Raw genomic sequence first — 21,726 nt, 5'->3', positions numbered from 1 at the left:
GAAGGACAGAATGCCATGGCAAAGAATCTCGCACAGAAACTTATCGACAGTCATCTGGTCAGCGGTTCGCTTGAGCCCGGCAGCCCGATCGAACTGAAGATCGATCAGACGCTGACACAGGATGCGACCGGCACCATGGTGATGCTGGAGTTCGAGGCGCTGGGTTTACCGCGGGTGAAAACCGAACTGTCCGCCCAATATGTCGATCACAACCTGCTGCAGACGGATTTTAAGAACGCCGACGACCACCTGTTTCTGCAGAGCGCCTGCCGCAAATTCGGCGTATGGTTTTCACGGCCGGGCAACGGCGTCAGCCACCCGGTGCACATGTCCTGCTTCGGCATCCCCGGCAAGACGCTGCTGGGCTCCGACAGCCACACCTGTGCCGCCGGATCCATGGGCATGTTGGCGATCGGCGCCGGTGGCCTGCAGGTGGCCATGGCCATGGCGGGTGTGCCTTTTGCGCTGAAAATGCCAAAAATTCTTGGCGTCAAACTCGAGGGGAAACTGCCGCCCTGGGTCAGTGCGAAAGATATTATTCTGGAAATGCTGCGCCGCCAGACGGTCAAGGGTGGCGTGAACAAGATCGTCGAGTATTACGGGCCCGGTCTCGCCACGCTGACGGCCATGGATCGTCATGTGATCGCCAATATGGGCCAGGAAATGGGGGCGACGACCAGTGTCTTCCCGGCCGACGAGGCGGTGCGCGCTTTTCTTACGCAGCAACAGCGAGAGGGGGATTTTGTCGAGCTGAGGGCGGATGAAGGCGCCGGCTACGATGAAGAGGACAGTATCGACCTGTCGGCGCTGGAACCGCTGATCGCCTGCCCGTCCAGTCCCGACAAAGTGGTGCCGGTGCGCGAAGTGGCGGGACGAGCGATTTACCAGAGTTATATCGGCTCCTCCGCCAACCCCGGGCTGCGCGACTTCGCGATACCGGCGCGCATCGTCGCCGGCCGCCACGTCAACGACAATGTGTCCTTCGATATCAATCCCACCTCGCGCCAGCTGCTGGAAGAAATCAGCCGCAGTGGCGATCTGGCCAGACTGCTCGAAGCCGGCGCGCGCCTGCACCAGACCGGTTGCGGCGGCTGTATCGGTATGGGCCAGGCGCCGGCCAGCGGCCGCATCAGCCTGCGCACGGTGCCGCGCAACTTCCCCGGCCGCTCCGGCACCAAGGAGGACCAGGTCTACCTGTGCAGCCCCGAAGTCGCTACCGCCAGCGCACTGAGGGGCGAAATCACCGACCCGCGCGACCTGGATATGGACTATCCGACCTTCGAGGAACCCGGGCAGCTGCCGGACATGCGCCCGCTGCTGCAGCCGCCGCAGGAAATACCGGTGGCGGTGGAGCTAGTAAAAGGGCCGAATATTCAGCCGCTGCCGGAATTCGAAAAACTGCCGCAGGTGTTGCGAGGACCGCTGCTACTGAAGGCCGGCGACAATGTCTCCACCGACGAAATACTGCCGGCCGGTGCCGAGATACTGCCGCTGCGCTCCAATATCCCCGCGATCAGTCGCTATGCCTTTTCCCGTGTCGATGAAGACTTCTATCAGCGCGCCATGGACCTCAGTGGCGACTGCTTCGTCGTCGGCGGCGAAAACTACGGCCAGGGCTCCAGCCGCGAGCACGCCGCCATCTCACCCCGTTACCTGGGCGTGCGCTGCGTGATCGCCAGGAGCATGGCGCGCATTCACCGGCGCAATCTCGTCAACTTCGGCGTGCTGCCACTGTTGTTCGACGATGCGGAGGATTACGACAGGTTGGAACAGGATTCTGTGCTGGAGCTGGACGACCCGATCGGACAGCTGGCACCGGGCAAGCTGGTCGAGCTGAAGATCAATTCGGCCGGGGATACCATCAAGTTGCGGCACGATCTGTCGGAGGCGGAAATTGAAACCATCAGGGCCGGCGGGCTGATCAACGAGGCGCGGGAGAAGCACCTGGCGGATGGCAAATAAAGTGTCGGCTGCGCCACCGCGGTGCTGGTGAACCGGCGAACCGGAAAGGAAAATTTTATCTGGAGTCAGAAGATGAAGGTGGATCCACTGTCACTGGTGCTTGGCATCATTCTCGGAATCCTGTTTACCCTGGTCGCTCCGAGCAGGACGGATGTCGACGCAAAGTTTGAATACTGTATGCAATTTTATGAAAAGGAAAAATCAAAGACCGAGGCAAAGCAAATCTGCAGGCAGCGGATTTTCAGGAAATAAGATTGTCGGTCGACAGGTGCAGACGGCCAGGCTCGGCGGCTTTAACTTAACCGGGAGGGCGGCCAGCGGTGCTCCTGCTTTCGTGCAAGGCTTGCGCAGGTTTGGCCGCGCTTAAAACGTGATAGGGAGGAATAGGCTGTGAGCAGGGAAGAGAGGATCTCCGGGTGGCTGATCATCGTCTACGCATCGTTTATGCTGCTGGTGTTGAGCGCTGCTTTTTTGATTTTTTTTGCAAATTTCGGCGAGGTAGTTGTTAGCGCCCCAGCCAGTCTGTTTAGCATTTATGGTACGGCTTTGCTGTTCTTCATTCTGATCAATCTATTGGGCTTGATCGCAGGCATACTGGTCGTCAGGGGTGAAGATTCTGCTTCGAGACTGGCGCTGCCATTTTCAATTGTTAGTATACTGAATGTCCCTGTTGGTACCCTTGTCGGTGGATTTTACCTCTGGCAGTACCTGCGCAAGCCTTGACAAACTAATGAGCCTGGCGCGAGCTATGCAACCTTCTCTGCCAGTTATCACAACAACAGGTGCAATTTTGGCGAGCTCGAGATGAATCACGTCGAACGATCTTCCCGCTTCGAAGCAAAACTACTTCGCCCGGCGAAACCCGGCGGTGATGCTTCGTGGACTTTCGTAGTACTGCCAAAGCAGGTGAGTGAAAAGCTACCGAGGCGCGGAAGAACGACGGTGGAAGGTACCATCAATGGCTTTTATTTCCAGGCTACGCTCGAGCCGGATGGCCAGTTAAGCCACTGGCTGCCGGTGAGCGGAGCGCTTCAGGAAGCCGCGGGCGCGGGCTCTGGTGACGTCGTTGCACTGGAAATCAGACCCGTGGAGAAAGAGCCCGAGCCGGAGATACCTCCTGATTTGGAGCGGGCATTGGCGGCCGCTCCCGAGGCGAGAGCCGTTTGGGACGCTACGACGACCATCGCGCGCCTCGACTGGATACATTGGATAACATCGGCCAAGCAATCCAGGACGCGGGCAAAACGGATTGGCGATGCCTGCGACATGCTTGCCAGCGGAAAGAAGCGTGTTTGCTGTTTCGATCAGTCCGGCTACTACAGCAAGGCCTTCCGCGCGCCCGAGGCGGCGGATTGATCGAGCCTGCCATGGTGATGAAACCGCCCTGCAAGTGACGGTGAAAATTTTACTTCCCTACGCTTTTATCCAGAGTAACTAGCCTCAATCACCGGCGCTGCCAGTCAACCGATCCAGCCGCAGCCGCTCGCGCCGGTCGAACAGCCGCCGCGAGGCGACACTGACCGCGACAAAGGTGCCGAAGCCGGTACCCGCGGCGATCGTGAACATGATCAGTATCTGGTATTTCACCGCCAGTGCGGGCGCGGTGCCGGAGAGAATCTGGCCGGTCATCATGCCGGGCAGGGAGACGATGCCGGCGGCGGCCATGGCGTTGATAATCGGCATCAGCCCCGAGCGCATGGCGTCGCGGCGAATATCACCGCAGGCCTCGACCCAGGTCTGCCCCAGCATCAGGCGGTTTTCCACCAGTTGGCGCTGGCGCCACACGCCTTCGGTGAGGCGGTCCAGGGCCAGCGCCACGCCGGTCATGGTGTTGCCGAGCAGCATACCCAGCAGCGGAATGGCATACTGAGGCGTGTACCAGGGCGTCGGCCCGATAATCGTCGTCAGGGTCAGCACGGTGACACTGAACGCGGACACGAACATGGCGGCGGTGCCGATGGTGAAACTCCAACCGCCGCGCAGCCGGTGTTGCTGCCGCGCCATGACTTCGCGTCCGGCGAGCAGCAGCATCGCCACTCCCATCAGCGCCACCCACGGCAGGCTGCCGACCGAGAACAGTGTCTCCAGTACCAGCCCCACCAGCGTCAGCTGGATCGCGGTGCGCGCCGCGGCCACCAGCAGGGATTTGCCCAGGCCCAGGCGCGCGAGCTGCGTACAGGCGGCCAGCGCCAGTACCAGCGTGGCGGCCAGCCCCAATTGCCACCAGGACAGCTCGATCACATTCATTGCCGCAGCTCCTGTTCCCGCAGCCCCGCGCCGTCGATGCGAAAGTGCCGGCTGGCCACGCGCCGAATCTGATCCTCGCGGTGGGCCACCCACAGTACCGGGCACTGGTGTTGGCGAATGTAGGCCTGCAGCCAGCGCTCGACCTTCAGGCTGGTGTCGTCGTCGAGGTTGGCGGTGGGCTCGTCCAGCAGCAGTGCCTGGGGTTCACGGGACAGGGCGCGGATCAGGGCGAGGCGCTGTTTCTCTCCCGACGACAGGCGTGACACCGCCCAGTTGCCGGTGTCCTCCGGGAAGCCCAGCGCGCCGAGGGCGTCCGGCATGGGTTTGCTCAGGTGTTCGCCGAAACTGTCGAACCACCAGGCGGTCTCCGCCGGGACCATCATCACCGACTGGCGCCAGTGGTGGCCGGCCACCGAATCCTGCTCCCGGTCGCCCAGCTGCACGGTGCCGCCGTGGGGTTCCAGGTCCGCGACTGCGCGCAGCAGGCGGCTCTTGCCGGAGCCGGACGGGCCGGACAGGCAGACGATCTCCCCCGGCGCCACTTCCAGGTCGACATTGTCGAGCGGGCCTACCGCGACCTGCTGCAGTCGCAGCGCGCGCTTGGATTTAGCCGAAATAACCGATCCCCCTCGCCATCATCGCCGCACACAGCAGAATGCCGACGATCGCGGCGAGCTCGATATGTACGATCCTGCGCATCAATCGCCACTGGCCGTCGCTGACGTCCGGCAGCTGTCCTTTTTTCAGGTCCTTACTCCAGGAAATAAAGCGTATCGTCGGATAGATGGACAGCAATGCGGCCAGGAAAAACAGGGTCAGTTTTGCGTGGAAGGCGCCGTTGTGGAAATAGTAGGCAGCGCCCTTCTCAAAATGGAAAACCCGTAGCAGACCGACCACCAGCAGCAGGCCGGCGGAAATACCCAGCAGTCGGTCGACCCGTTGCAGTTTGCGCGCGCTCTCCACGGTGAACTTCTGCCCCAGCAGCACCAGTTCTATGGCGATGGCGGCGACCAGCGCGAAGGCGGTGAGGTGGTGTAGAAAGGCGAACAGAGTGGGCATCAGTGGTCTCCCGTATTCCGCTGGGAATTGTTATTTCCAGAATGCGGGAGAAGGTATCACAAATGGTGTAAATATTTACGGGCGGCAATATGCAGGCTGCACGCCGTCTCAAGCCATTGAGTGCACTTTTCCGGTTAATGTCTCCACAAGCTTGTCCACCTCCCGGTAGGCATTTTCGATGGACTGGCGGTGACGCTCGTCGCCGAACTCCTGGTATTCTATGCGGATCTCATAAAAGTCCTCCACACCCAGATAGTGGCCCAGTGTGCGCACATGGGGCCCCAGGTGATTCATGCTCTCGCGGACTCCGCCGGGCTCGAAGCCGAACTCGCCGCTGGAGGACAGCAGCACCAGGGTTTTGCCCGAGAGTATCGGCTGCAGCGGGAAGTCGCCGCGGGCCAGGTCAAAAGAGAAAGTCTTGTTGACCCGGACCACCTGATCAAACCAGGCCTTGAGGCTGGCCGGCATGCCGTAGTTGTACATGGGCGTGGAAATCAGGATCAAGTCCGCCTGCGTCACCTCGTCGATCAGCTGGTCGGAAAGCGCGAGCAGTGCCCGCTGCTCCGCGCTGCGCTGGGCCTCGGGGGTAAATACAGCGGCTATCCAGTCCTGGCTGACGAATGCGGGCGGCGTCGCGCCCACATCCCTGTGGATGAACAGATCTTCGCTGTTGCGCTCCAGCCAGCGCTCCAGGAAATACCGCGACAGCAGTCGGGAAAGGGAGCGGTAGGTCGGCACTTCGTTGTCGACGCTGCGTGCACTGGCATCTATTTTCAGCACTTTTTTCATGTCTGTCTCCGATATCGGCTGGGTTTGTAGTGCAAATATGCTGTCCCGACCTGTCGTTGACAAAGGATGCTTTTTCATCTATAGGTGAATTAAATTCATTTATAGAGATGCCATGTACGACCGATTGAGCAACCTGAACAGCATCCGTGTATTCGAGGCGGCCGCGCGCCTGGGCAGTTTCAAGGATGCGGCGGGAGAACTGCATATCACGCCCACCGCTGTCTCCCACCAGATCCGCAACCTGGAGGCACAGCTGGACACGGCGCTGTTCGAACGGCGTACCCGCGCCGTCTACCTGACGGCGGCCGGCCGGCAATTGGCCGATGCCGCGCGCCTGTCGCTGCAGACCCTGGCGGATGCGATAGAGGAAATCTCCGGTCAGCCCAAGGTGCTCACGGTCAACACCACCAGTGCCTTTGCCGCCCTGTGGCTGGCGCCGCGGCTACAGGATTTTTACCGCGGGCATCCGCAGTTGCGGGTGGTGGTGCAGACGGATGAGCAACTGGTGGACCTGCAGCGCGACCGGCGTGTGGATATCGCCATCCGCTACGGCCTGCCGCCGGCGGAGGGCGGGGCCGAGCTGTTGCTGCGTGAGGACTTCGGTATCTACGGCACTGCCGATAGTCTCGCGAAGCTGGAAAAAGGCAGGCCGATCACTTTGTTTGAAACCCAGTGGAAGAGCCGCAGCCTGCCGGCGGTTACCGCGGAGCAGTGGTGGCGGCGCTTTATGCCGCGTCGAAAAATGCCGGCGCAATACCGCTTCGACCAGGAGATGTACGTGATACAGGCGGCGCTGGCGGGGCAGGGGTTGGCTTTTGTCAGCAACCTGCTGGCAGACTCCGCCGTGCAGCAGGGTTGGCTGCGGCGTTACCGGGGGAGCTGCCGCCTGCCGGGTTTTGGCTACTACCTTTTGTGTGGTGACCGCGGCCAGCAGCAGAAAGTCGAGGCATTTCGTTCCTGGTTGAAAAATGATCTGCCCGCAGCCCCAGGGCTGGGCGGCAAGTGAGGTCGCCTGCGAGCTCCTCTTTGAACCGGCCGCAATTCGCCGCCATAATCCGCTCCTCCCGAACAGAATAACGAGCGTTGTATGACCGATACCTCCGTCTTTGAGGCCACCGAGCGCCTGCCGCTGAAGGAGTACACCGAAAAGGCGTACCTGGACTACTCCATGTACGTGATTCTGGACCGCGCCCTGCCGAATATCGGCGACGGCCTGAAGCCGGTGCAGCGGCGTATCGTCTACGCGATGAGCGAGCTGGGGCTCAAGAACACCGCCAAGTACAAGAAGTCCGCGCGCACCGTCGGCGACGTGATCGGTAAATACCACCCGCACGGCGACAGCGCCGTCTACGAGGCGATGGTGCTGATGGCGCAGCCGTTCAGCTACCGCTATCCGCTGATCGACGGCCAGGGCAACTGGGGCTCGCCGGACGATCCCAAGTCCTTCGCCGCCATGCGGTACACCGAATCGCGCATGGGCAGGTATTCCGAAGTGCTGCTGTCGGAACTGGGGCAGGGCACCGTGGACTGGCAGCCGAACTTCGACGGCACCATGGACGAGCCGGCGGTGCTGCCGGCGCGGGTGCCGAACATCCTGCTGAACGGCACCACCGGTATCGCCGTGGGCATGGCCACGGATATCCCGCCGCACAATTTGCGCGAAGTGGTCGATGCGACCGTGGCGCTGCTGGAAAATCCCAAGGCGACCGTGGCGGAGCTGTGCGAGTACATCCAGGGGCCGGACATGCCCACCGAGGCGGAGATCATCACGCCGCGCGCGGAGATCCATAAGGTTTACGAGACCGGCCGCGGCTCGGTCAAGATGCGCGCGATCTGGAGTAAGGAGGATGGCGATATCGTCATCACCGCGCTGCCCTATCAGGTCAGCGGCGCCAAGGTGCTGGAGCAGATTGCCGCGCAGATGCAGGCCAAGAAGCTGCCGATGGTGGCGGACCTGCGCGACGAGTCGGATCACGAAAACCCGACCCGCCTCGTCATAGTGCCGAAATCCAACCGCGTGGACATGGACCAGGTCATGAACCACCTGTTCGCCACCACCGACCTCGAGCGCAGCTACCGCATCAATATGAACATGATCGGTATCGACGGCCGCCCGCAGGTGAAGTCGCTGGACAAGATCTTGGGTGAATGGCTCAGCTTCCGCACGGTTACGACGAGACGCCGCCTGCAGTTCCGCCTCGACAAGGTCGAGAAGCGCCTGCACCTGCTGGCCGGCTTGCTGGTCGCCTTCCTCAATATCGATGAGGTGATCGAGATCATCCGCACCCAAGACGAGCCGAAGCGGGCCCTGATGGAGCGCTTCGAGCTGACCGATGTGCAGGCGGAATACATCCTCGACACCAAACTGCGCCAGTTGGCGCGCCTCGAGGAGATGAAGATCCGCGGCGAACAGGCGGAGCTGGAAAAAGAGCGCGATATGCTGACCAAGACCCTGGACAGCGCGCGCCGCCTGAAGAGCCTGATCAAAAAGGAATTGCTGCAAGCGGCGGATGAGTTCGGCGATGAGCGCCGCTCGCCGATCGTCGCCCGCGAAGAGGCCAAGGCCTTCAGCGAGGCGGAACTACTTTCCAGCGATCCGATCACCGTGGTGCTGTCCGACAAGGGCTGGATCCGCGCCGCCAAGGGCCACGACATCGATCCAACCGCGCTCAGCTACAAGGCCGGCGACGGCTTCAAGTTTGCCGCCCGCGGCAAGAGCAATCAGCCGGCACTGCTGCTGGACAGCACCGGCCGCAGCTACGCGATCGCCACCCATACGCTGCCGTCGGCACGCGGCCAGGGCGATCCGCTGAGCGGCCGTATCAACCCGCCCTCCGGTGCCACCTTTGAAGGCCTGCTGATGGGCGCCGACGACCAGCGCGTGCTGCTGGCCTCCGACGCCGGTTACGGTTTTATCGCCAGGCTGGCGGACCTGCAGTCGCGCAACAAGGCTGGCAAGGCGATGCTGAGCTTGCCTAAGAGTGCGCGGGTGCTGCCGCCGTGCGAGGTGAAGAATCCGGACGAGGCGCTGCTGGCTGCGGTGACCAGTGAGGGGCGCATGCTGGTGTTCCCGGTGTCCGAGCTGCCGGAGCTGGCTAAGGGCAAGGGCAACAAGATCATCAATATTCCATCGGCCCGCGCCGCCAGCCGCGAGGAGATAGTGGTCGGTGTGGCGGTGCTGGAGGGCAACGCCCACCTGGTGATTCACGCCGGCAAGCGCCACACCAAGATCAAGGTCTCCGAACTGGATCACTACCACGGCGAGCGCGGCCGGCGGGGTAACAAACTGCCGCGGGGCTTCCAGAAGGTGGATCGGGTGGAAGTCGTCGAAAAGTAAATTGCTCCGCTTTCGGCAAAAAAGGCGAACCAAATGGTTCGCCTTTTTCGGTTTGGGCGGAAATATTTTGGCCCGCACATCGCATTGCGATAATTGTAAGCATCCTTATAATAAGCGCCCTTCAAAGGGGGAGCCATGTCCTTAAAAGATACCGCCGCTCAGATGAGTTTCGAGCTGCACAGTGCCGCGCGCCTGTTGCGGCGCAACTTCGATCGTCGCGCCAAGGCGCACGGCCTCAGCCGTTCGCGCTGGCAGGTGCTGTGGCACCTGGCCAAGGAAGAGGGGCAGAAGCAGGCGGAGCTGGCTGAGCGCATGGATGTGGCCCCCATCAGCCTGGCGCGCCAGGTAGACAAGCTGCAGGAAGAGGGCCTGGTGGAGCGTCGCGCAGATCCTGGCGACCGGCGCTGTTTTCGTATCTATCTCACCCCCGCGGCGGAGCCGGCGCTGGTGGCGCTGCGCGGTCTGGCACAACAGACCCGCACTCAGGCACTGGCCGGCTTTTCGGCGGCGGAGGTGCACCAGCTGCAAGGGCTGTTGGAGCGGCTGCGGGAGAACCTGACACGTGAGGAGGTTTGAAGTGAAGGGGAAATTGGGGAAAGTCGCGGGGAAAATCACGGTGCGCCGCCTGGGGTTCCTCGCCGGTATTCTCGTCGCCGTGTCAGTCACAGGCTGGTGCCTGTTTGGTGGCCGCAGCATCGTGGAAACCGAAAATGCCTATATCAAGGCGGACAAAATATCCCTGGCGCCGGAAGTCAGCGGTGTGGTGATACAGGTACTGGTGCGTGCCAACCAGCCGGTGGAAAAAGGCCAACTGCTGGTGCAGCTGGATACGACGCCGTTTGAACTGGCGGTGGCCGAGGCGGAGGGGCACCTGGGGCAGGTGCGCAACGAGCTGCTGGCGCGACGCGCGGATTACGCCGAGGCGGAGGCCGCCCTGCAACAGGCGCGCCAGGATGCAGACTTCTATCGCCGCCAGCTGGCGCGCAACGAGAAACTCGGCAAGGTGGCGGTGTCGGAAGCGCAGCTGGACGAATCGCGCCAGCAGCTGGAGCGGGCGCGGGCACAGATAGCGATCAATACCGAAAAACTCTCCAGCCTGCGCGCCGAACTGGGTGGCAACCCGGAATTTCCGCTGGAGGAGCAGGCCGACCTGAAGGTGGCCCAGGCGCAGCTGGACAAGGCGCGCTATCAGCTGTCCCGCACGCGGATCATGGCGCCGGTCAATGGCGTGATCGCCAACACGGTACCGCAGGCCGGGGAGATGGCGCCGGCGGGTATCGGCCTGATCAGCATGCTGGGTGCCGACGGTATCTGGGTGGAGGCCAACCTGAAGGAGACCGAGCTGGAGCGGGTGCGCACCGGCCAGCAGGCCGAGGTTACCCTCGACGCCTATCCGAATTTCCGCTGGCAGGCGCAGGTGGACAGCCTGAGCCCCGCCAGTGGCAGTGAATTTGCGCTGATCCCGCCACAGAATGCCAGCGGCAACTGGGTCAAGGTGGTTCAGCGGGTACCGGTGCGTCTGCGCCTCTTACCGGCCAAGGACGCGCCCGCGCTGCGTGCGGGTATGAGCGCCAGGGTGCGTATCGATACCAGCGAAGACGATAAGCTGGTAGCCGCGCGCACCAGCGGTGGTGAGAGCGGCCGCGTCGTCCTGGCGCCGTGAGTCCGGTGGCATGACGGCAGTCCCCATGACCGACGGGCGCCGCCGGATGATCACGGTCAGCATCATGCTGGCCACGATCATCCAGGTGCTCGACACCACCATTGCCAACGTGGCCCTGCCTCATATGCAGGGCAGTCTCGGCGCCGGCAACGACCAGATCACCTGGGTGCTGACGTCCTATATCGTCGCCGCGGCGATCATGACCCTGCCGGTGGGCTACCTGTCGCAGCGCTATGGCCGTCGCCGGCTGTTCCTGTGGTCGGTGGCCGGCTTCACCATTACGTCTATGCTGTGCGGCCAGGCCGGCAGCCTGAACGAGATGATTTTCTGGCGCCTGATGCAGGGCGTATTTGGCGCCGCGCTGGTGCCGCTGTCCCAGGCCACACTGCTGGATACTTACCCGCGGGAGAAGCACGCTTCGGCGATGAGTATCTGGGGCGTGGGGGTGATGATCGGGCCGATTCTCGGGCCGACCCTCGGCGGCTGGCTCACCGAATACTACTCCTGGCGCTGGGTGTTCTACATCAACCTGCCGTTCGGCATCCTGTCGCTGATCGGTATCTACCTGTATGTGCCGGAAGGCGAGACGCGCAAAACCCGCTTCGATGCCCTCGGTTTTGGCCTGCTGGCGCTGGCGGTCGGCGCGCTGCAGATGCTGCTGGACCGCGGCGAGCAGGTGCACTGGTTCGAGTCCCTGGAGATTCAGCTGTACGCCATCGCCTCGGTACTGGGACTCTACCTGTTTGTCGTACACTCGCTGACGACGAAGAACCCCTTTCTGTCGCCGGGACTGTTCCGCGACCGCAACTATGTATCCGGGCTGGTGTTCATCTTCGTGGTGGGCATCATCCTGCTGGCCACCATGGCGCTGCTGCCGTCCTACCTGCAGCAGTGGAAGGGTTACCCGGTGGTGACCACCGGCCTGGTGCTGATGCCGCGGGGCCTGGGCGTGATGCTGGCGATGATGCTGGTGGGCCGGCTGCTGCGCACCATCGACGGTCGCGCGCTGATTTTTGTCGGCATGCTGCTGGTGAGCCTGTCCCTGCATTTTATGGCCGGCTTTAACCTGCAGGTCAGCCGCAGCGTGCTGGTGTGGACCGGCATTCTGCAGGGCATGGGGCTCGGGCTGGTATTCGTGCCCATTTCGACCCTGGCCTACGCGACCCTGCCGGCGCAGCTGCGCGGTGAGGCCACGGCGCTGTTCAGCCTGTCGCGCAACCTGGGCAGCAGTATCGGCGTATCTATCGTAATGGCGGTGCTGACGCGCAACCTGTGGATCAACCAGCAGCAGCTCGGCGAACGGCTGCAGTTGTCGCCGGAGCTGCTCGGCGGCCTGCCGAGCGCCGGCGAGCTGGGAGCGCTGCCGGCGAATGTGATGCAGGAGCTTTCGCGGCAGGCGGCCGAGATTGCCTACGTGAATGATTTTCAGCTACTGATGTGGATCAACCTGGCGGCGATTCCGCTGGTGTTTCTGCTGTCGAATCCGCAGCGGGAAGTCGCGGCCGCGGCCTGATTGCGGCCGCGCGGGCGTCGCGTGCTCTTTCGCCATACCGGCCTGCGCCGGTATGACGGGTCAACTATGAGTTAGTTGGCAAACGGCAGGTAGCGGCCCTCACTGCACTCGCTGCCAGGTCTGGGTGCGATAGAAGAAGCCGAGATAGCCGCGCACCTTCAGCTGGTTGCCTTCCAGCCAGAACTTGCAGTCGTAAACCTTGCCCTTGGCCGGGTCGAGAATCTGGCCGCCCTCATAGATATCGCCGTTCTTCACCATGCCGGTGATCACGTCCATGCCGACGATCCTCTGTCCCTTGAGCGCGCCGGGGCACTTGTCGCAGACAGTGTCGTCGGGCTTCATCAGCAGATCCACGACGCGCCCGTAGTATTTTCCGCCCCTCTGGTAGATCTCGATGATGGACTTCGGCTGGCCGGTCTCGTCGTCAACCGTGCGCCACTTGCCCAGTACATCCGCCGCGCTGGCCTGCAGGGCAAACAGCAGGCAGCAGGCCGCCAGCAGCAGGTTTCTCATCATGTCGGTTACCCCTCGATAAATATGTGACCGGGATATTACACGAAGTCACGGATAACAGCAGGAATCTATTTCCAGTGTAGTCCTGGCGTGAGAATTTTGTTTTAGCGTTGCCTTCTACGACGAACAGCTGACCGGCATATGCTTGCCGGACTCCGGTGGCGCCACCGCCCAGGTCTCGTGCTGCGGGTGTTCGTCGTACGGCTTCTGCAGCAGTTCGATCATCGTCTGCAGCGGCCGGTAGTCGCCCTCGGCGGCGGCATCGATGACTTTCTGTGCCAGGTAATTGCGCAGCACGAACTTGGGGTTGGCGGCGAGCATGGCGCGATTGCGCTCGCGGGAATCGCTGTGCTCGCGGGCGAGGCGCTGATCGTAGTGATCCAGCCAGCGCTCGAGGGCGTCATGCTGTGCCGGCGGCATCAGTTCGCGCAGCGCCGCCGGCGGGCGCTCACCGCGGTAGTGCGCCAGGGCGCGGAAGAACAGTGTGTAGTCGGCGCTCGCGTCCGTGAGCAGTTGCAGCAGATCGGCACACAGCGCCTGGTCGCCGTCCTCTGCGGTCTGCAGGCCCAGCTTGCGGCGCATCTGTGCGGCATAGGCGTCGATCAGTTGCGGCTGGAATTCCTCCAGGCAGTCGCGCAGCGCCTCGACACTGACAAAGGCGGAAAAGGCGTGGGCCAGGGCATTCAGGTTCCACAATACGACTCCCGGCTGTTGTTCGAAGGCGTAGCGGCCGGTGTGATCCGAGTGGTTGCAGATAAAGGTCGGCTCGTAGTCGTCGAGGAAGCCGTAGGGGCCGTAGTCAAAGGTGTCACCGATGATCGACATATTGTCGGTGTTCAGTACCCCGTGGGCGAAGCCCACGGCCTGCCAGCCCGCCACCAGTTCGGCGCTGCGGCGTGTGGTGAAGCGCAGCAGCGCCTCCGCCTGATCGCCGACGGGCAACTCTGTAGCATCCGTGACAAAGCGCCGGCAGATAAAGTCGATCAGTTGCTGCAGTGCCTGTAACTGCTTGGTGTAAAAGAAATACTCGAAGTGGCCGAAGCGCACATGGGTCTCGGCGACGCGGATCAGCATGGCGCCGCTCTCGATCTGTTCCCGCACCACCGGCTCGTCGCTGCCGACGATGCTGAGGGCGCGTGTGCTTCTGATGCCGAGCCCGGTCAGCGCCTCGCCGGCGAGGTATTCCCGAATGGTGGAGCGCAGTACCGCGCGGCCGTCGCCGAAGCGGGAGTAGGGGGTCTTGCCGGCGCCCTTGAGATGCAGTTCCCAGCGCCTGCCGCCATTTTCCAGTTCACCGAGCAGCAGTGCGCGACCATCGCCCAGGTCGGGGTTGTAAACGCCGAACTGGTGGCCGGTGTATTTCATGGCGAAGGGGCGGCTGCCGGGGAATAGCTTCTGGCCGCAACCGAGCTGCGCCCAGTCTGGATTCTGCGCCTCACTCTTGTTGATGCCCAGCAACTGCAGCACCGCCGGATTGACGTGAATCAGTTTCGGGTGCTGGAAAGGTGTGGGCTCGATGCGGGTGCCGAAGGCGTCGCCCAGATCTGCGTAGTGGTGGCTGAGGGTGACTTCGCTGAGTTTCATAAATAGCTATTGTAGGGCCGATGGGGGACGAATATTGGCGCTGGTCGTGTCACCGCGGAGTTTAAACCGCCTCAAAGCGCAGTTTGCGCTCATGGGATCGCCAGTGCTCCACCTCCTGCTGCAGCAGTTCTTCGATAGCGGGGTTTTTCTCCAGCCACTCCCGCTCAATGCGCAGCTGGTAGCCGTCTTCTTCGGCGGTTAACTGCAGGGCGCTCAGCGCCCGGTCGGTGCGGTCGCGGTGCACAATACAGGCCAGGCGCAGGCACAGCAGCCGGTCGGGATTTGGGTGGAAGCCGTAGTGCTCCCGCGGCGGCTTGATGCGGCCACGCTGATTGCGCACCAGGTGGGCAATATTTTCCTGTTCCGTTTTCGCAAAACCCGCCAGATCCGCCTGCTCGATCATGTAGGCGCCGAGCTTGCGGGAATTATTGTGGGAGAGCGCAAGGCCGATCTCATGCAGTTGCGCCGCCCAGCGCAGGCGCTGTTGATCTTTGACGCCGGCCAGTGGCTGCAATTGCAGTAGCAAATCCAACGCCGAATCGCCCACGCGCCGCGCCTGCGCCGCGTCCACGCGACCGTCGTGCATCAGCGAGGCGACGGTGTCCGCGCGTCGGTCGCCACCGTGCAGGCGTCCCGCCAGATCGTGGACTATGCCCTCGCGAATGGCATAGGGCGAAACCTGCATGCTCTGGATATCCAGTTCGCAAAAAATCGCGTGCAGTATCGCCAGGCCGGCGGCGAATACCGGGCGCCGTTCCTCGTCGAGGTTGGGTAAATTCAGGTCCGCGACATGTTTGGCGCCGGCGACCTGTTCCGCCAGCCGGTCCAGATCCTTGCGCCTGATCTCCGTCAGTTCGCCGTCGTTCAGCACCCGTGCGACCGACTTGACGGTGCCGGAACAGCCGACCACTTCGGCGTGCTGCGCCAGGTGCTGCAGCTCCTGCAGTTCTGCACGGGCGGCGCGGCGGGCGCGATTGAAGTGGTTGACGGTATTTTCGGTAATCAGGCCATCGGCAAAGAAGCGCTTGCTGAAAGAGACGCAGCCCATATACAGGCTCTGCAGCTGGTGGGGAATTTCGCGCCCGCGCACCAGTTCGGTGGAACCGCCGCCGATATCGACCACACAGCGCAATCGCGGCGGCCCGTCGGCAGCCGCCATGACACCGCTGTAGATAAGGCGCGCCTCTTCGATTCCGCTGATGATCTCGATGGGCGCGCCGAGAATGCCTTCGGCGGCCTCGAGGAAGCCGTCCGCATTGGCAGCCGCGCGCAGTGTATTGGTGCCCACTACGCGGATATGGTCGGCGGGCAGTTCTGTAAGGGCCGGCCGAAAGCGGTGCAGTGACGTCAGCGCCCGCTCGGCAATTGCCGGATCGAGGTTGCGCTCCGCGTCCAGCCCCTCCGCCAGGCGCACCATGGCGCGATCGGTGTGCAGTCGCACCATGCGCTGGTCGCGGAACTCTGCCAGCAGCAGATGGAAGCTGTTGGAGCCCAGGTCGAGAGCGGCGTAGCGTTCACTGTCTGGCACTATTTGTTCCCTGTCAAAAAACTGTCATTTTAATGTAGCAAACTGCTCTACTATTTAATTCGGTTATATCGATCGCCCCGGCGATCCGTGCAAACCCCTGGGACTAAAAGCAGTCTGTCCATGTCTAATAATACGCCCGTCTATCCGAAAGAGCTAAGTTGGCTGTCATTTAACGAACGTGTGCTTCAGGAAGTGGAGGATGAAAGTGTGCCCATTATCGAACGGGTGCGCTTCCTCGGGATTTTCTCCAACAACCTGGATGAGTTTTACCGGGTGCGCGTGGCGGATGTGCGGCGCCTGGCCACTTTTGCCAAAGGTGCAAAGAGCAAGGAGGAGTTCGCCGAGTTGCTGGCCAGTATCAACGAGAAGGTGTTGCGATTGCAGAGGCGCTCATTTTCCGCCTATACCAAGGTGCTGGCGGATCTGGACAAGCAACATATCCACCTGGTTAACGAAACCCAGCTGTGTGAGCGCCAGCGAGCCTTTGTCGTGGATTACTTTCACCGCGAGGTGCTGCCGGAGCTGGAGCCGTTTTTTATCGATGATCGCGATACCATGCCGCTGCTGAATGAGGCGAGTATTTACTTCGCGATTTACCTGCAGCTGGAGGACGGCTCCGAGCGTTTTGCCGCGATGGAAATTCCCACCGATACTTTGCCGCGTTTTGTGGTGATCCCGCCGCGGCAGGGTAAGCACGAAAAAGTGTATATCGTCCTCGACAATATTATCCGTGCCTGTCTGGTAGAGGTGTTCCGCTATGTGTTGCCGATCGCGAAAGCCGAGGCTTTTATGTTCAAGATCAGTCGCGATGCGGAACTGGAGCTGGGCGAACAGATCACGCAGAATATTGTCGATCGCGTCGCCAAGTCGCTGAAGAAACGCAAGCAGGCAGAGCCGGTGCGCATGGCTTACGATGCGCAGATGCCGGAGGTACTGCTGAGTCTGGTGAAGAAAAAACTGAAGATGGGGCGCTATGACAGCTTTACCCCGGGTGGCCGCTACCATAACTCCAAGGACTTTATGGGCTTTCCCGCCGATTCGGCGCGGCATCGTTACAAGCCCCTGAGTCCGCTGCCGACGCTGCCGGACAACGAGAGTGTCTTCAATCTGCTCAGCAGCCGCGATCAGCTGTATTACTACCCTTATCACGACTTCCGCGCGATCACGAATTTCTTGATATCGGCGGCGCTGGATCCGCAGGTGAAGGAGATCCGCATCAATCTCTACCGCGTGGCGAAAAATTCCCGAGTCGTCGCCGCGCTGGTGAATGCAGTGCGCAACAACAAGAAGGTGATTGCGGTCGTGGAACTGCAGGCGCGCTTCGACGAGCTGGCCAATATCCACTGGTCCAACGAGCTGCGCGATGCGGGGGTCAACGTTATCTATGGCGTTCCCGGGCTGAAAGTGCACTGCAAACTGATTTCGATCGTGCGCAAGGAGGACGGCGAAGACCGCTTCTACAGCCATCTGGGTACCGGAAACTTTAATGAGAGCACCGCGCGTGTCTATTGCGATTTCAGCCTGCTGACCAGTGATCAGGCGCTGGGCCAGGATGTGTACAACGTGTTCGAGTTCATCCAGTTCACGCACCTGCGGCCTGACTACCAGCATATTGCCGTTTCTCCCTACACCAATCGCCCGGCGCTGCTGCACGCCATCGATCGCGAGATCGCAGCCGCTGAAGCGGGCGCAGAAGCCGAGCTGTTTTTCAAATGCAACAACCTGGTGGACAGTGAGGTCGTGGAGCGGCTGTACCGGGCCAGTGCCGCGGGAGTAAAAATACGCATCATCGTCCGCAGCATGTGTTCACTGGTCTGCGAGACTGCCGGGCTGTCGGACAATATTCGCGTGATCAGCCTGGTGGACAAATACCTCGAGCACGCCCGTGTCTATATCTTCCACAACGGCGGCGACGAGCGGGTATGGATGTCCTCGGCAGACCTGATGACACGCAATCTGGACCACCGGGTCGAAGTCACTTTCCCGATCACCGACGCTGGACACCAGCGGATGGTGAAGGAAATCATGGAACTGCAGTGGAGTGACAACGAGAAGGCGTGGCTGCTGGATGCCGAGCAGAGCAATACTCGCATCGCGCAAAATACCGAGAAGGGCTGTCGTTCCCAGGACGCGATCTATCGCTATCTGAAACGGCAGGGCACCGGCAAGGTGTAGGAAAACCTGCGTCGTCGACTGGCTAGCGGCGGCTCATGCCGACCAGTTTGCCGCGGCTGAAGGAAAAGCGATAGCGGTTGCCGACCCTGAGTTGCTGCTGGCATGTCGACTGGATGGTAATGCGGGGGAACTGTGGTGTGACAACCCAGGTGCTGAAGTCATTGCCGGGCCCGCGACCGATCAGCCAGTAGTGATCACCGCCGGTACAGGTACCCCTTTTCATGCAGTTGTCGAAGCCCCAGACATAGGCGTCGACATCGTATTGCGCGGGCGTATTGTCCGCCTCGCGAAACGGCTCTGCGGAGTTGTCGGTGAATGTGTAGAGGTCGTCAAACTTTATCCGGCGGAACCCCCGCGCCGGCGTCTTACAGCTGACAGTGTGCTGCTTGGCCTTGATCCGCGCATGGGCTCCGGACTTGTCCTTTCTCGCACCGGACATCTCACTCGGCAGGTAGCCGCAGCCACTGGTGACGGCCAGCGCCAGCGCGCCGATGCTCGCCGCCAAGCCAATAAAACGCACTATCCACACCTCGCGCTAACGGACCCCTCTATCCACTATAGCCGCTAATCAGTGCTTTGACGCGCCAGAGGGGCGACGCTTGAAGCGCCACTTGCGCCGGTAGGGGAAGGCACTCTCCACGTGGCCGGCGCGAATGCGCTCCTGCAGGTGTTGCCAGTAGCGGTAGTCGTAGAGATCGCTGTGCTGGTCCTCGAAGGCCTGGCGCGCAGTCGGATTGCCGGAGAAAAACAGGCGGAACTCCTCCGGGAACACGTCCGCTTCATCCACCGTGTACCAGGGTTTGTCCGACAGTTCCTGCTCTTCGGTCTGCGCAGTAGGGATTGCGCGGAAGTTGCAGTCGGTCAGCGGGCACAATTCATCGTAGTCATAGAAAACCACGCGGCCATGGCGGGTCACGCCAAAGTTCTTCAGCAGCATGTCGCCGGGGAAGATATTGGCCGCGGCCAGCTGCTTGATGGCATTGCCGTATTCCTCCATCGCCTCGCGCACTTCCTCTTCGCTGGCGTTCTGCAGGTAGAGATTCAGCGGCTCCATGCGGCGTTCGACATACAGGTGCTTGATGATCACCCACTTGTCATCAATATGCAGCTTGGACGGCGCCAGCTCCTGCAGCTCCTGCAGCAGCTCGTCGCTGAAACGGTTGCGGTAAAAAATGAAGTTGGTGTACTCCTGCGTATCCGCCATACGCCCGACCCGGTCGGAACGCGAAACGAACTTGTACTTCTCGCGGACGATTTCCTCGGTGACCGTCTTGGGGCGGTCGAACCTGTCCTTGATGACCTTGAACACTACCGGGTAGGACGGCAGCGTAAATACACTCATGACCATGCCCTTGATGCCGGGCGCGATAATGAACTTGTCGTTGCTCACCTTCATATGGGCGAGGACGTGCCGGTAGAACTCGGTCTTGCCGTGCTTGTGGAAGCCGATGGAATTGTACAGTTCCGATCGTTCTTTCAGCGGCATGATGGTGGACAGGAAACGCACGAAGCGCGACGGGATCGGCGCGTCCACCATGAAGTAGGAGCGGGTGAAACTGAAAATGATACTGGCGGAGTCGTTACTGTAGAGCACCGTGTCGACGAAGATGCCGCCGCGGCCGTTGTTCAGGCACGGCAGGATCAGCGGGATCACTTCGCCGCCGAACATCATGCGCCCGACCAGGTAGGCGGCCTTGTTGCGGTAGAACACCGATTCCAGCATGTCCACGCGCAGGTTCTTTTCGTTTTCCAGCCCGGCCAGCGGGGCGGCGCGCAGGGCCGCGCAGATGTTTTCGATATCCCGCTGCTGGTTTTCCCAGGGCACCGAAAAGCCGTAGTCGTTGAGTATGTCCTCGATCATGTACTCGAGGCCGTCGCGGGCGCTGTAGCTGATGTAGATGCTGTAGTCCCGCAGCGGTTTGTCGTCCGGCGTGCGCGAGGGTTTCACGAACAGGTTGCTGTCGTGAATGTTGGCGTGCTGGAACTGGCTGCAGAACACCGAGTTGAAGAAGGTCTCGGCAATCTCGTAGTTGCTGTGGTTGGCGACCAGCTGTGCGTAAGTGGCGCGCGCCTCGCGCCACAAGTCCAGCATGCTGGTGTCCTTGCTGGTGACCGAGTGCACCAGCTTCAGCACCTGGTTGACCTTGGTCTTGTAGATGTCGATGCGTTCCTTGTTGGCCAGGTGTACCGCCTGCCAGGACGCGGTCTCGAAGCGCGCCTTGGCACCGAGGGTGATGTTCTGGTAGTCGGCGAAATAGGCATCGAAGCCATTGAGGATGGTCTTGGCGATACGGCGCGCTGTCGGTGAGTGATTGGTCATGCACTAGACTTTGGTTCTGGAAAACAAGTTCAGCCGAACGACTGTAGGAGCGGCGGGGCGGCCATCCGCCGTTGGCCACAAGCGGGCTTCCATGGAGCCGGTGGCTTCGATCGGCCCTGCTGCCGGTAGCCGCCCGGGAAAAAACCTGATCGGTTCTGTTTTCGAGCCGCCGGCGCTTTTCCCGGGCGGCTACCGGCAGCAGGGCCTGACTCAGTGCTAGCCGGCAGCCTTCGATCGCGGCCACTGGCGGATGGCCGCCTCGCCGCTCCTACAGTGAGAGTAACCGGATAGTAGCACGGCGCGCCGGAGCATCCCTTGAACGATTGGATCAGCAGCTTTGTCTTTTTCTTTGCCGTCATCGACCCGGTCGGCACCCTGCCGGTATTTATCGCCGTCACCGCCCGCCACGCCGAGTGGCAGAAACGCAAGATCGCCATACTGGCGGTCATAGTCGCCACCGGCATCCTGATGTTCTTCCTGTTGGCCGGCCAGTACCTGCTGGAGACCATCGGCGTGCCGCTGTCGGCCTTCCAGGTGGCCGGCGGCGTGGTGCTGTTTCTGTTTGCGTTGACGATGATCTTCGGTGAGGGCAAGCCGGAGCAGGAAGTGGAGATCGTCAAGGAGGGCCACGAGACGGCGATATTCCCGCTGGCGGTGCCGTCGATTGCCTCGCCGGGCGCGATGCTGGCGGCGGTGGTGCTGACCGACAACTACCGTTTCGACCCGATCCACCAGGCGCGCACCGCCACGGCCATGCTGGCGGTGCTGGGTATAGTGCTGCTGATCCTGCTCACGGCCAACTGGATATACCGCTGGATCGGCAATGCCGGTGCCAGCATCGTCAGCCGGGTGATGGGGCTGATCCTGGCCTCGGTGGCGACCACCAACGTGCTGCTGGGGATACAGCAGTTCTTTTCCGTGTAGCAGCAATCGGCGGACGCGATCAGACTTCCATCGAATCAGTGGCTCCGATCGGCCCTGCTGCCGGTGGCCATCCGGCAAAAAACCTTATCGGTAACTATTTGCCGGACGGCCA

Annotated in this window: 19 protein-coding genes; 10 read left to right on the top strand and 9 right to left on the bottom strand. The window is 61.6% G+C overall.

Annotation, left to right across the window (positions count from 1 at the left end; translation table 11 throughout):
- The first annotated feature begins 15 nt into the window (after positions 1-15).
- The 3 genes from BUC36_RS07945 to BUC36_RS07930 all read left to right on the top strand — a co-directional run bounded on the left by BUC36_RS07945 (position 16) and on the right by BUC36_RS07930 (position 3,318).
- On the top strand, positions 16-1,962 hold the full coding sequence (locus tag BUC36_RS07945; RefSeq protein WP_073273426.1) for an aconitate hydratase: 1,947 nt from the start codon (positions 16-18) through the stop codon (positions 1,960-1,962).
- A gap of 390 nt (positions 1,963-2,352) precedes the next feature.
- Complete coding sequence (locus BUC36_RS07935; RefSeq protein WP_073273420.1) at positions 2,353-2,685, top strand: hypothetical protein; 333 nt, start codon at positions 2,353-2,355, stop codon at positions 2,683-2,685.
- An 81-nt stretch (positions 2,686-2,766) separates the two neighbouring features.
- Positions 2,767-3,318 carry a YdeI/OmpD-associated family protein gene (locus tag BUC36_RS07930; RefSeq protein WP_073273418.1) on the top strand — a complete coding sequence of 184 codons (552 nt, stop codon included), beginning with the start codon at positions 2,767-2,769 and terminating at the stop codon, positions 3,316-3,318.
- 84 nt (positions 3,319-3,402) lie between these two features.
- Here the strand turns inward: BUC36_RS07930 and BUC36_RS07925 are convergent, their stop codons facing one another.
- The 4 genes from BUC36_RS07925 to BUC36_RS07910 all read right to left on the bottom strand — a co-directional run bounded on the left by BUC36_RS07925 (position 3,403) and on the right by BUC36_RS07910 (position 6,057).
- A complete protein-coding gene (locus BUC36_RS07925; RefSeq protein ID WP_073273416.1) occupies positions 3,403-4,209 on the bottom strand; it encodes an ABC transporter permease in 807 nt (268 codons plus the stop codon).
- Positions 4,206-4,796 carry an ABC transporter ATP-binding protein gene (locus BUC36_RS07920; RefSeq protein WP_268778219.1) on the bottom strand — a complete coding sequence of 197 codons (591 nt, stop codon included), beginning with the start codon at positions 4,794-4,796 and terminating at the stop codon, positions 4,206-4,208. Before BUC36_RS07920 ends, BUC36_RS07925 begins: the two co-directional genes overlap by 4 nt.
- Before the next feature lie 19 nt (positions 4,797-4,815).
- The gene (locus tag BUC36_RS07915; protein WP_073273412.1) at positions 4,816-5,268 is read right to left on the bottom strand and encodes a DUF2214 family protein; all 453 of its coding nucleotides are present in this window, start codon (positions 5,266-5,268) and stop codon (positions 4,816-4,818) included.
- 108 nt (positions 5,269-5,376) lie between these two features.
- On the bottom strand, positions 5,377-6,057 hold the full coding sequence (locus tag BUC36_RS07910) for an FMN-dependent NADH-azoreductase (protein WP_073273410.1): 681 nt from the start codon (positions 6,055-6,057) through the stop codon (positions 5,377-5,379).
- 112 nt (positions 6,058-6,169) lie between these two features.
- Between BUC36_RS07910 and BUC36_RS07905 the strand changes: the two genes are divergently transcribed.
- The 5 genes from BUC36_RS07905 to BUC36_RS07885 all read left to right on the top strand — a co-directional run bounded on the left by BUC36_RS07905 (position 6,170) and on the right by BUC36_RS07885 (position 12,570).
- Positions 6,170-7,063, top strand: a complete 894-nt coding sequence (locus BUC36_RS07905; RefSeq protein ID WP_073273407.1) for a LysR substrate-binding domain-containing protein — start codon at positions 6,170-6,172, stop codon at positions 7,061-7,063.
- An 81-nt stretch (positions 7,064-7,144) separates the two neighbouring features.
- The gene (parC, locus tag BUC36_RS07900) at positions 7,145-9,394 is read left to right on the top strand and encodes a DNA topoisomerase IV subunit A (RefSeq protein WP_073273405.1); all 2,250 of its coding nucleotides are present in this window, start codon (positions 7,145-7,147) and stop codon (positions 9,392-9,394) included.
- Positions 9,395-9,529: 135 nt separating this feature from the next.
- Positions 9,530-9,970, top strand: coding sequence for a MarR family winged helix-turn-helix transcriptional regulator (locus BUC36_RS07895; RefSeq protein ID WP_073273403.1), 441 nt, complete (start codon positions 9,530-9,532; stop codon positions 9,968-9,970).
- 1 nt (position 9,971) lies between these two features.
- Positions 9,972-11,057, top strand: coding sequence for an HlyD family secretion protein (locus BUC36_RS07890; protein WP_200797207.1), 1,086 nt, complete (start codon positions 9,972-9,974; stop codon positions 11,055-11,057).
- Between the two features lie 10 nt (positions 11,058-11,067).
- Complete coding sequence (locus BUC36_RS07885; protein WP_073273401.1) at positions 11,068-12,570, top strand: DHA2 family efflux MFS transporter permease subunit; 1,503 nt, start codon at positions 11,068-11,070, stop codon at positions 12,568-12,570.
- A 99-nt stretch (positions 12,571-12,669) separates the two neighbouring features.
- Here the strand turns inward: BUC36_RS07885 and BUC36_RS07880 are convergent, their stop codons facing one another.
- The 3 genes from BUC36_RS07880 to BUC36_RS07870 all read right to left on the bottom strand — a co-directional run bounded on the left by BUC36_RS07880 (position 12,670) and on the right by BUC36_RS07870 (position 16,195).
- The gene (locus BUC36_RS07880; protein ID WP_200797206.1) at positions 12,670-13,086 is read right to left on the bottom strand and encodes a DUF2147 domain-containing protein; all 417 of its coding nucleotides are present in this window, start codon (positions 13,084-13,086) and stop codon (positions 12,670-12,672) included.
- Between the two features lie 114 nt (positions 13,087-13,200).
- Positions 13,201-14,667, bottom strand: coding sequence for a protein adenylyltransferase SelO (locus tag BUC36_RS07875; RefSeq protein ID WP_073273399.1), 1,467 nt, complete (start codon positions 14,665-14,667; stop codon positions 13,201-13,203).
- A gap of 61 nt (positions 14,668-14,728) precedes the next feature.
- Positions 14,729-16,195, bottom strand: a complete 1,467-nt coding sequence (locus BUC36_RS07870) for a Ppx/GppA phosphatase family protein (RefSeq protein WP_234994922.1) — start codon at positions 16,193-16,195, stop codon at positions 14,729-14,731.
- A gap of 120 nt (positions 16,196-16,315) precedes the next feature.
- Here BUC36_RS07870 and ppk1 point away from each other — a divergent pair, with 120 nt between their 5' ends.
- Positions 16,316-18,370, top strand: coding sequence for a polyphosphate kinase 1 (ppk1, locus tag BUC36_RS07865; protein WP_073273395.1), 2,055 nt, complete (start codon positions 16,316-16,318; stop codon positions 18,368-18,370).
- 22 nt (positions 18,371-18,392) lie between these two features.
- On the opposite strand, the gene BUC36_RS07860 is transcribed toward ppk1, so the two are convergent.
- Both BUC36_RS07860 and aceK read right to left on the bottom strand, forming a co-directional pair.
- Complete coding sequence (locus tag BUC36_RS07860; RefSeq protein WP_143186911.1) at positions 18,393-18,890, bottom strand: hypothetical protein; 498 nt, start codon at positions 18,888-18,890, stop codon at positions 18,393-18,395.
- A gap of 48 nt (positions 18,891-18,938) precedes the next feature.
- Complete coding sequence (aceK, locus tag BUC36_RS07855; protein WP_073273391.1) at positions 18,939-20,690, bottom strand: bifunctional isocitrate dehydrogenase kinase/phosphatase; 1,752 nt, start codon at positions 20,688-20,690, stop codon at positions 18,939-18,941.
- A 315-nt stretch (positions 20,691-21,005) separates the two neighbouring features.
- Between aceK and BUC36_RS07850 the strand changes: the two genes are divergently transcribed.
- Positions 21,006-21,614, top strand: coding sequence for a MarC family protein (locus tag BUC36_RS07850; RefSeq protein ID WP_073273389.1), 609 nt, complete (start codon positions 21,006-21,008; stop codon positions 21,612-21,614).
- Positions 21,615-21,726 lie beyond the last annotated feature (112 nt).

The organism is Microbulbifer donghaiensis (assembly GCF_900129095.1).
Lineage (GTDB): Bacteria > Pseudomonadota > Gammaproteobacteria > Pseudomonadales > Cellvibrionaceae > Microbulbifer > Microbulbifer donghaiensis.
The sequence above is the reverse complement of the archived record's forward strand: the minus strand, read 5'-3'. Positions and strand labels throughout refer to the sequence as shown.

Bases quoted from the DNA above. Each gene is read 5' to 3' on its own strand.
- BUC36_RS07945 (WP_073273426.1), top strand. From the start codon at position 16: ATGGCAAAGAATCTCGCACAGAAACTTATCGACAGTCATCTGGTCAGC.
- BUC36_RS07930 (WP_073273418.1), top strand. From the start codon at position 2,767: ATGAATCACGTCGAACGATCTTCCCGCTTCGAAGCAAAACTACTTCGC.
- BUC36_RS07925 (WP_073273416.1), bottom strand. From the start codon at position 4,209: ATGAATGTGATCGAGCTGTCCTGGTGGCAATTGGGGCTGGCCGCCACG.
- BUC36_RS07915 (WP_073273412.1), bottom strand. From the start codon at position 5,268: ATGCCCACTCTGTTCGCCTTTCTACACCACCTCACCGCCTTCGCGCTG.
- BUC36_RS07910 (WP_073273410.1), bottom strand. From the start codon at position 6,057: ATGAAAAAAGTGCTGAAAATAGATGCCAGTGCACGCAGCGTCGACAAC.
- BUC36_RS07905 (WP_073273407.1), top strand. From the start codon at position 6,170: ATGTACGACCGATTGAGCAACCTGAACAGCATCCGTGTATTCGAGGCG.
- parC (WP_073273405.1), top strand. From the start codon at position 7,145: ATGACCGATACCTCCGTCTTTGAGGCCACCGAGCGCCTGCCGCTGAAG.
- BUC36_RS07895 (WP_073273403.1), top strand. From the start codon at position 9,530: ATGTCCTTAAAAGATACCGCCGCTCAGATGAGTTTCGAGCTGCACAGT.
- BUC36_RS07885 (WP_073273401.1), top strand. From the start codon at position 11,068: ATGACGGCAGTCCCCATGACCGACGGGCGCCGCCGGATGATCACGGTC.
- BUC36_RS07880 (WP_200797206.1), bottom strand. From the start codon at position 13,086: ATGATGAGAAACCTGCTGCTGGCGGCCTGCTGCCTGCTGTTTGCCCTG.
- BUC36_RS07875 (WP_073273399.1), bottom strand. From the start codon at position 14,667: ATGAAACTCAGCGAAGTCACCCTCAGCCACCACTACGCAGATCTGGGC.
- ppk1 (WP_073273395.1), top strand. From the start codon at position 16,316: ATGTCTAATAATACGCCCGTCTATCCGAAAGAGCTAAGTTGGCTGTCA.
- aceK (WP_073273391.1), bottom strand. From the start codon at position 20,690: ATGACCAATCACTCACCGACAGCGCGCCGTATCGCCAAGACCATCCTC.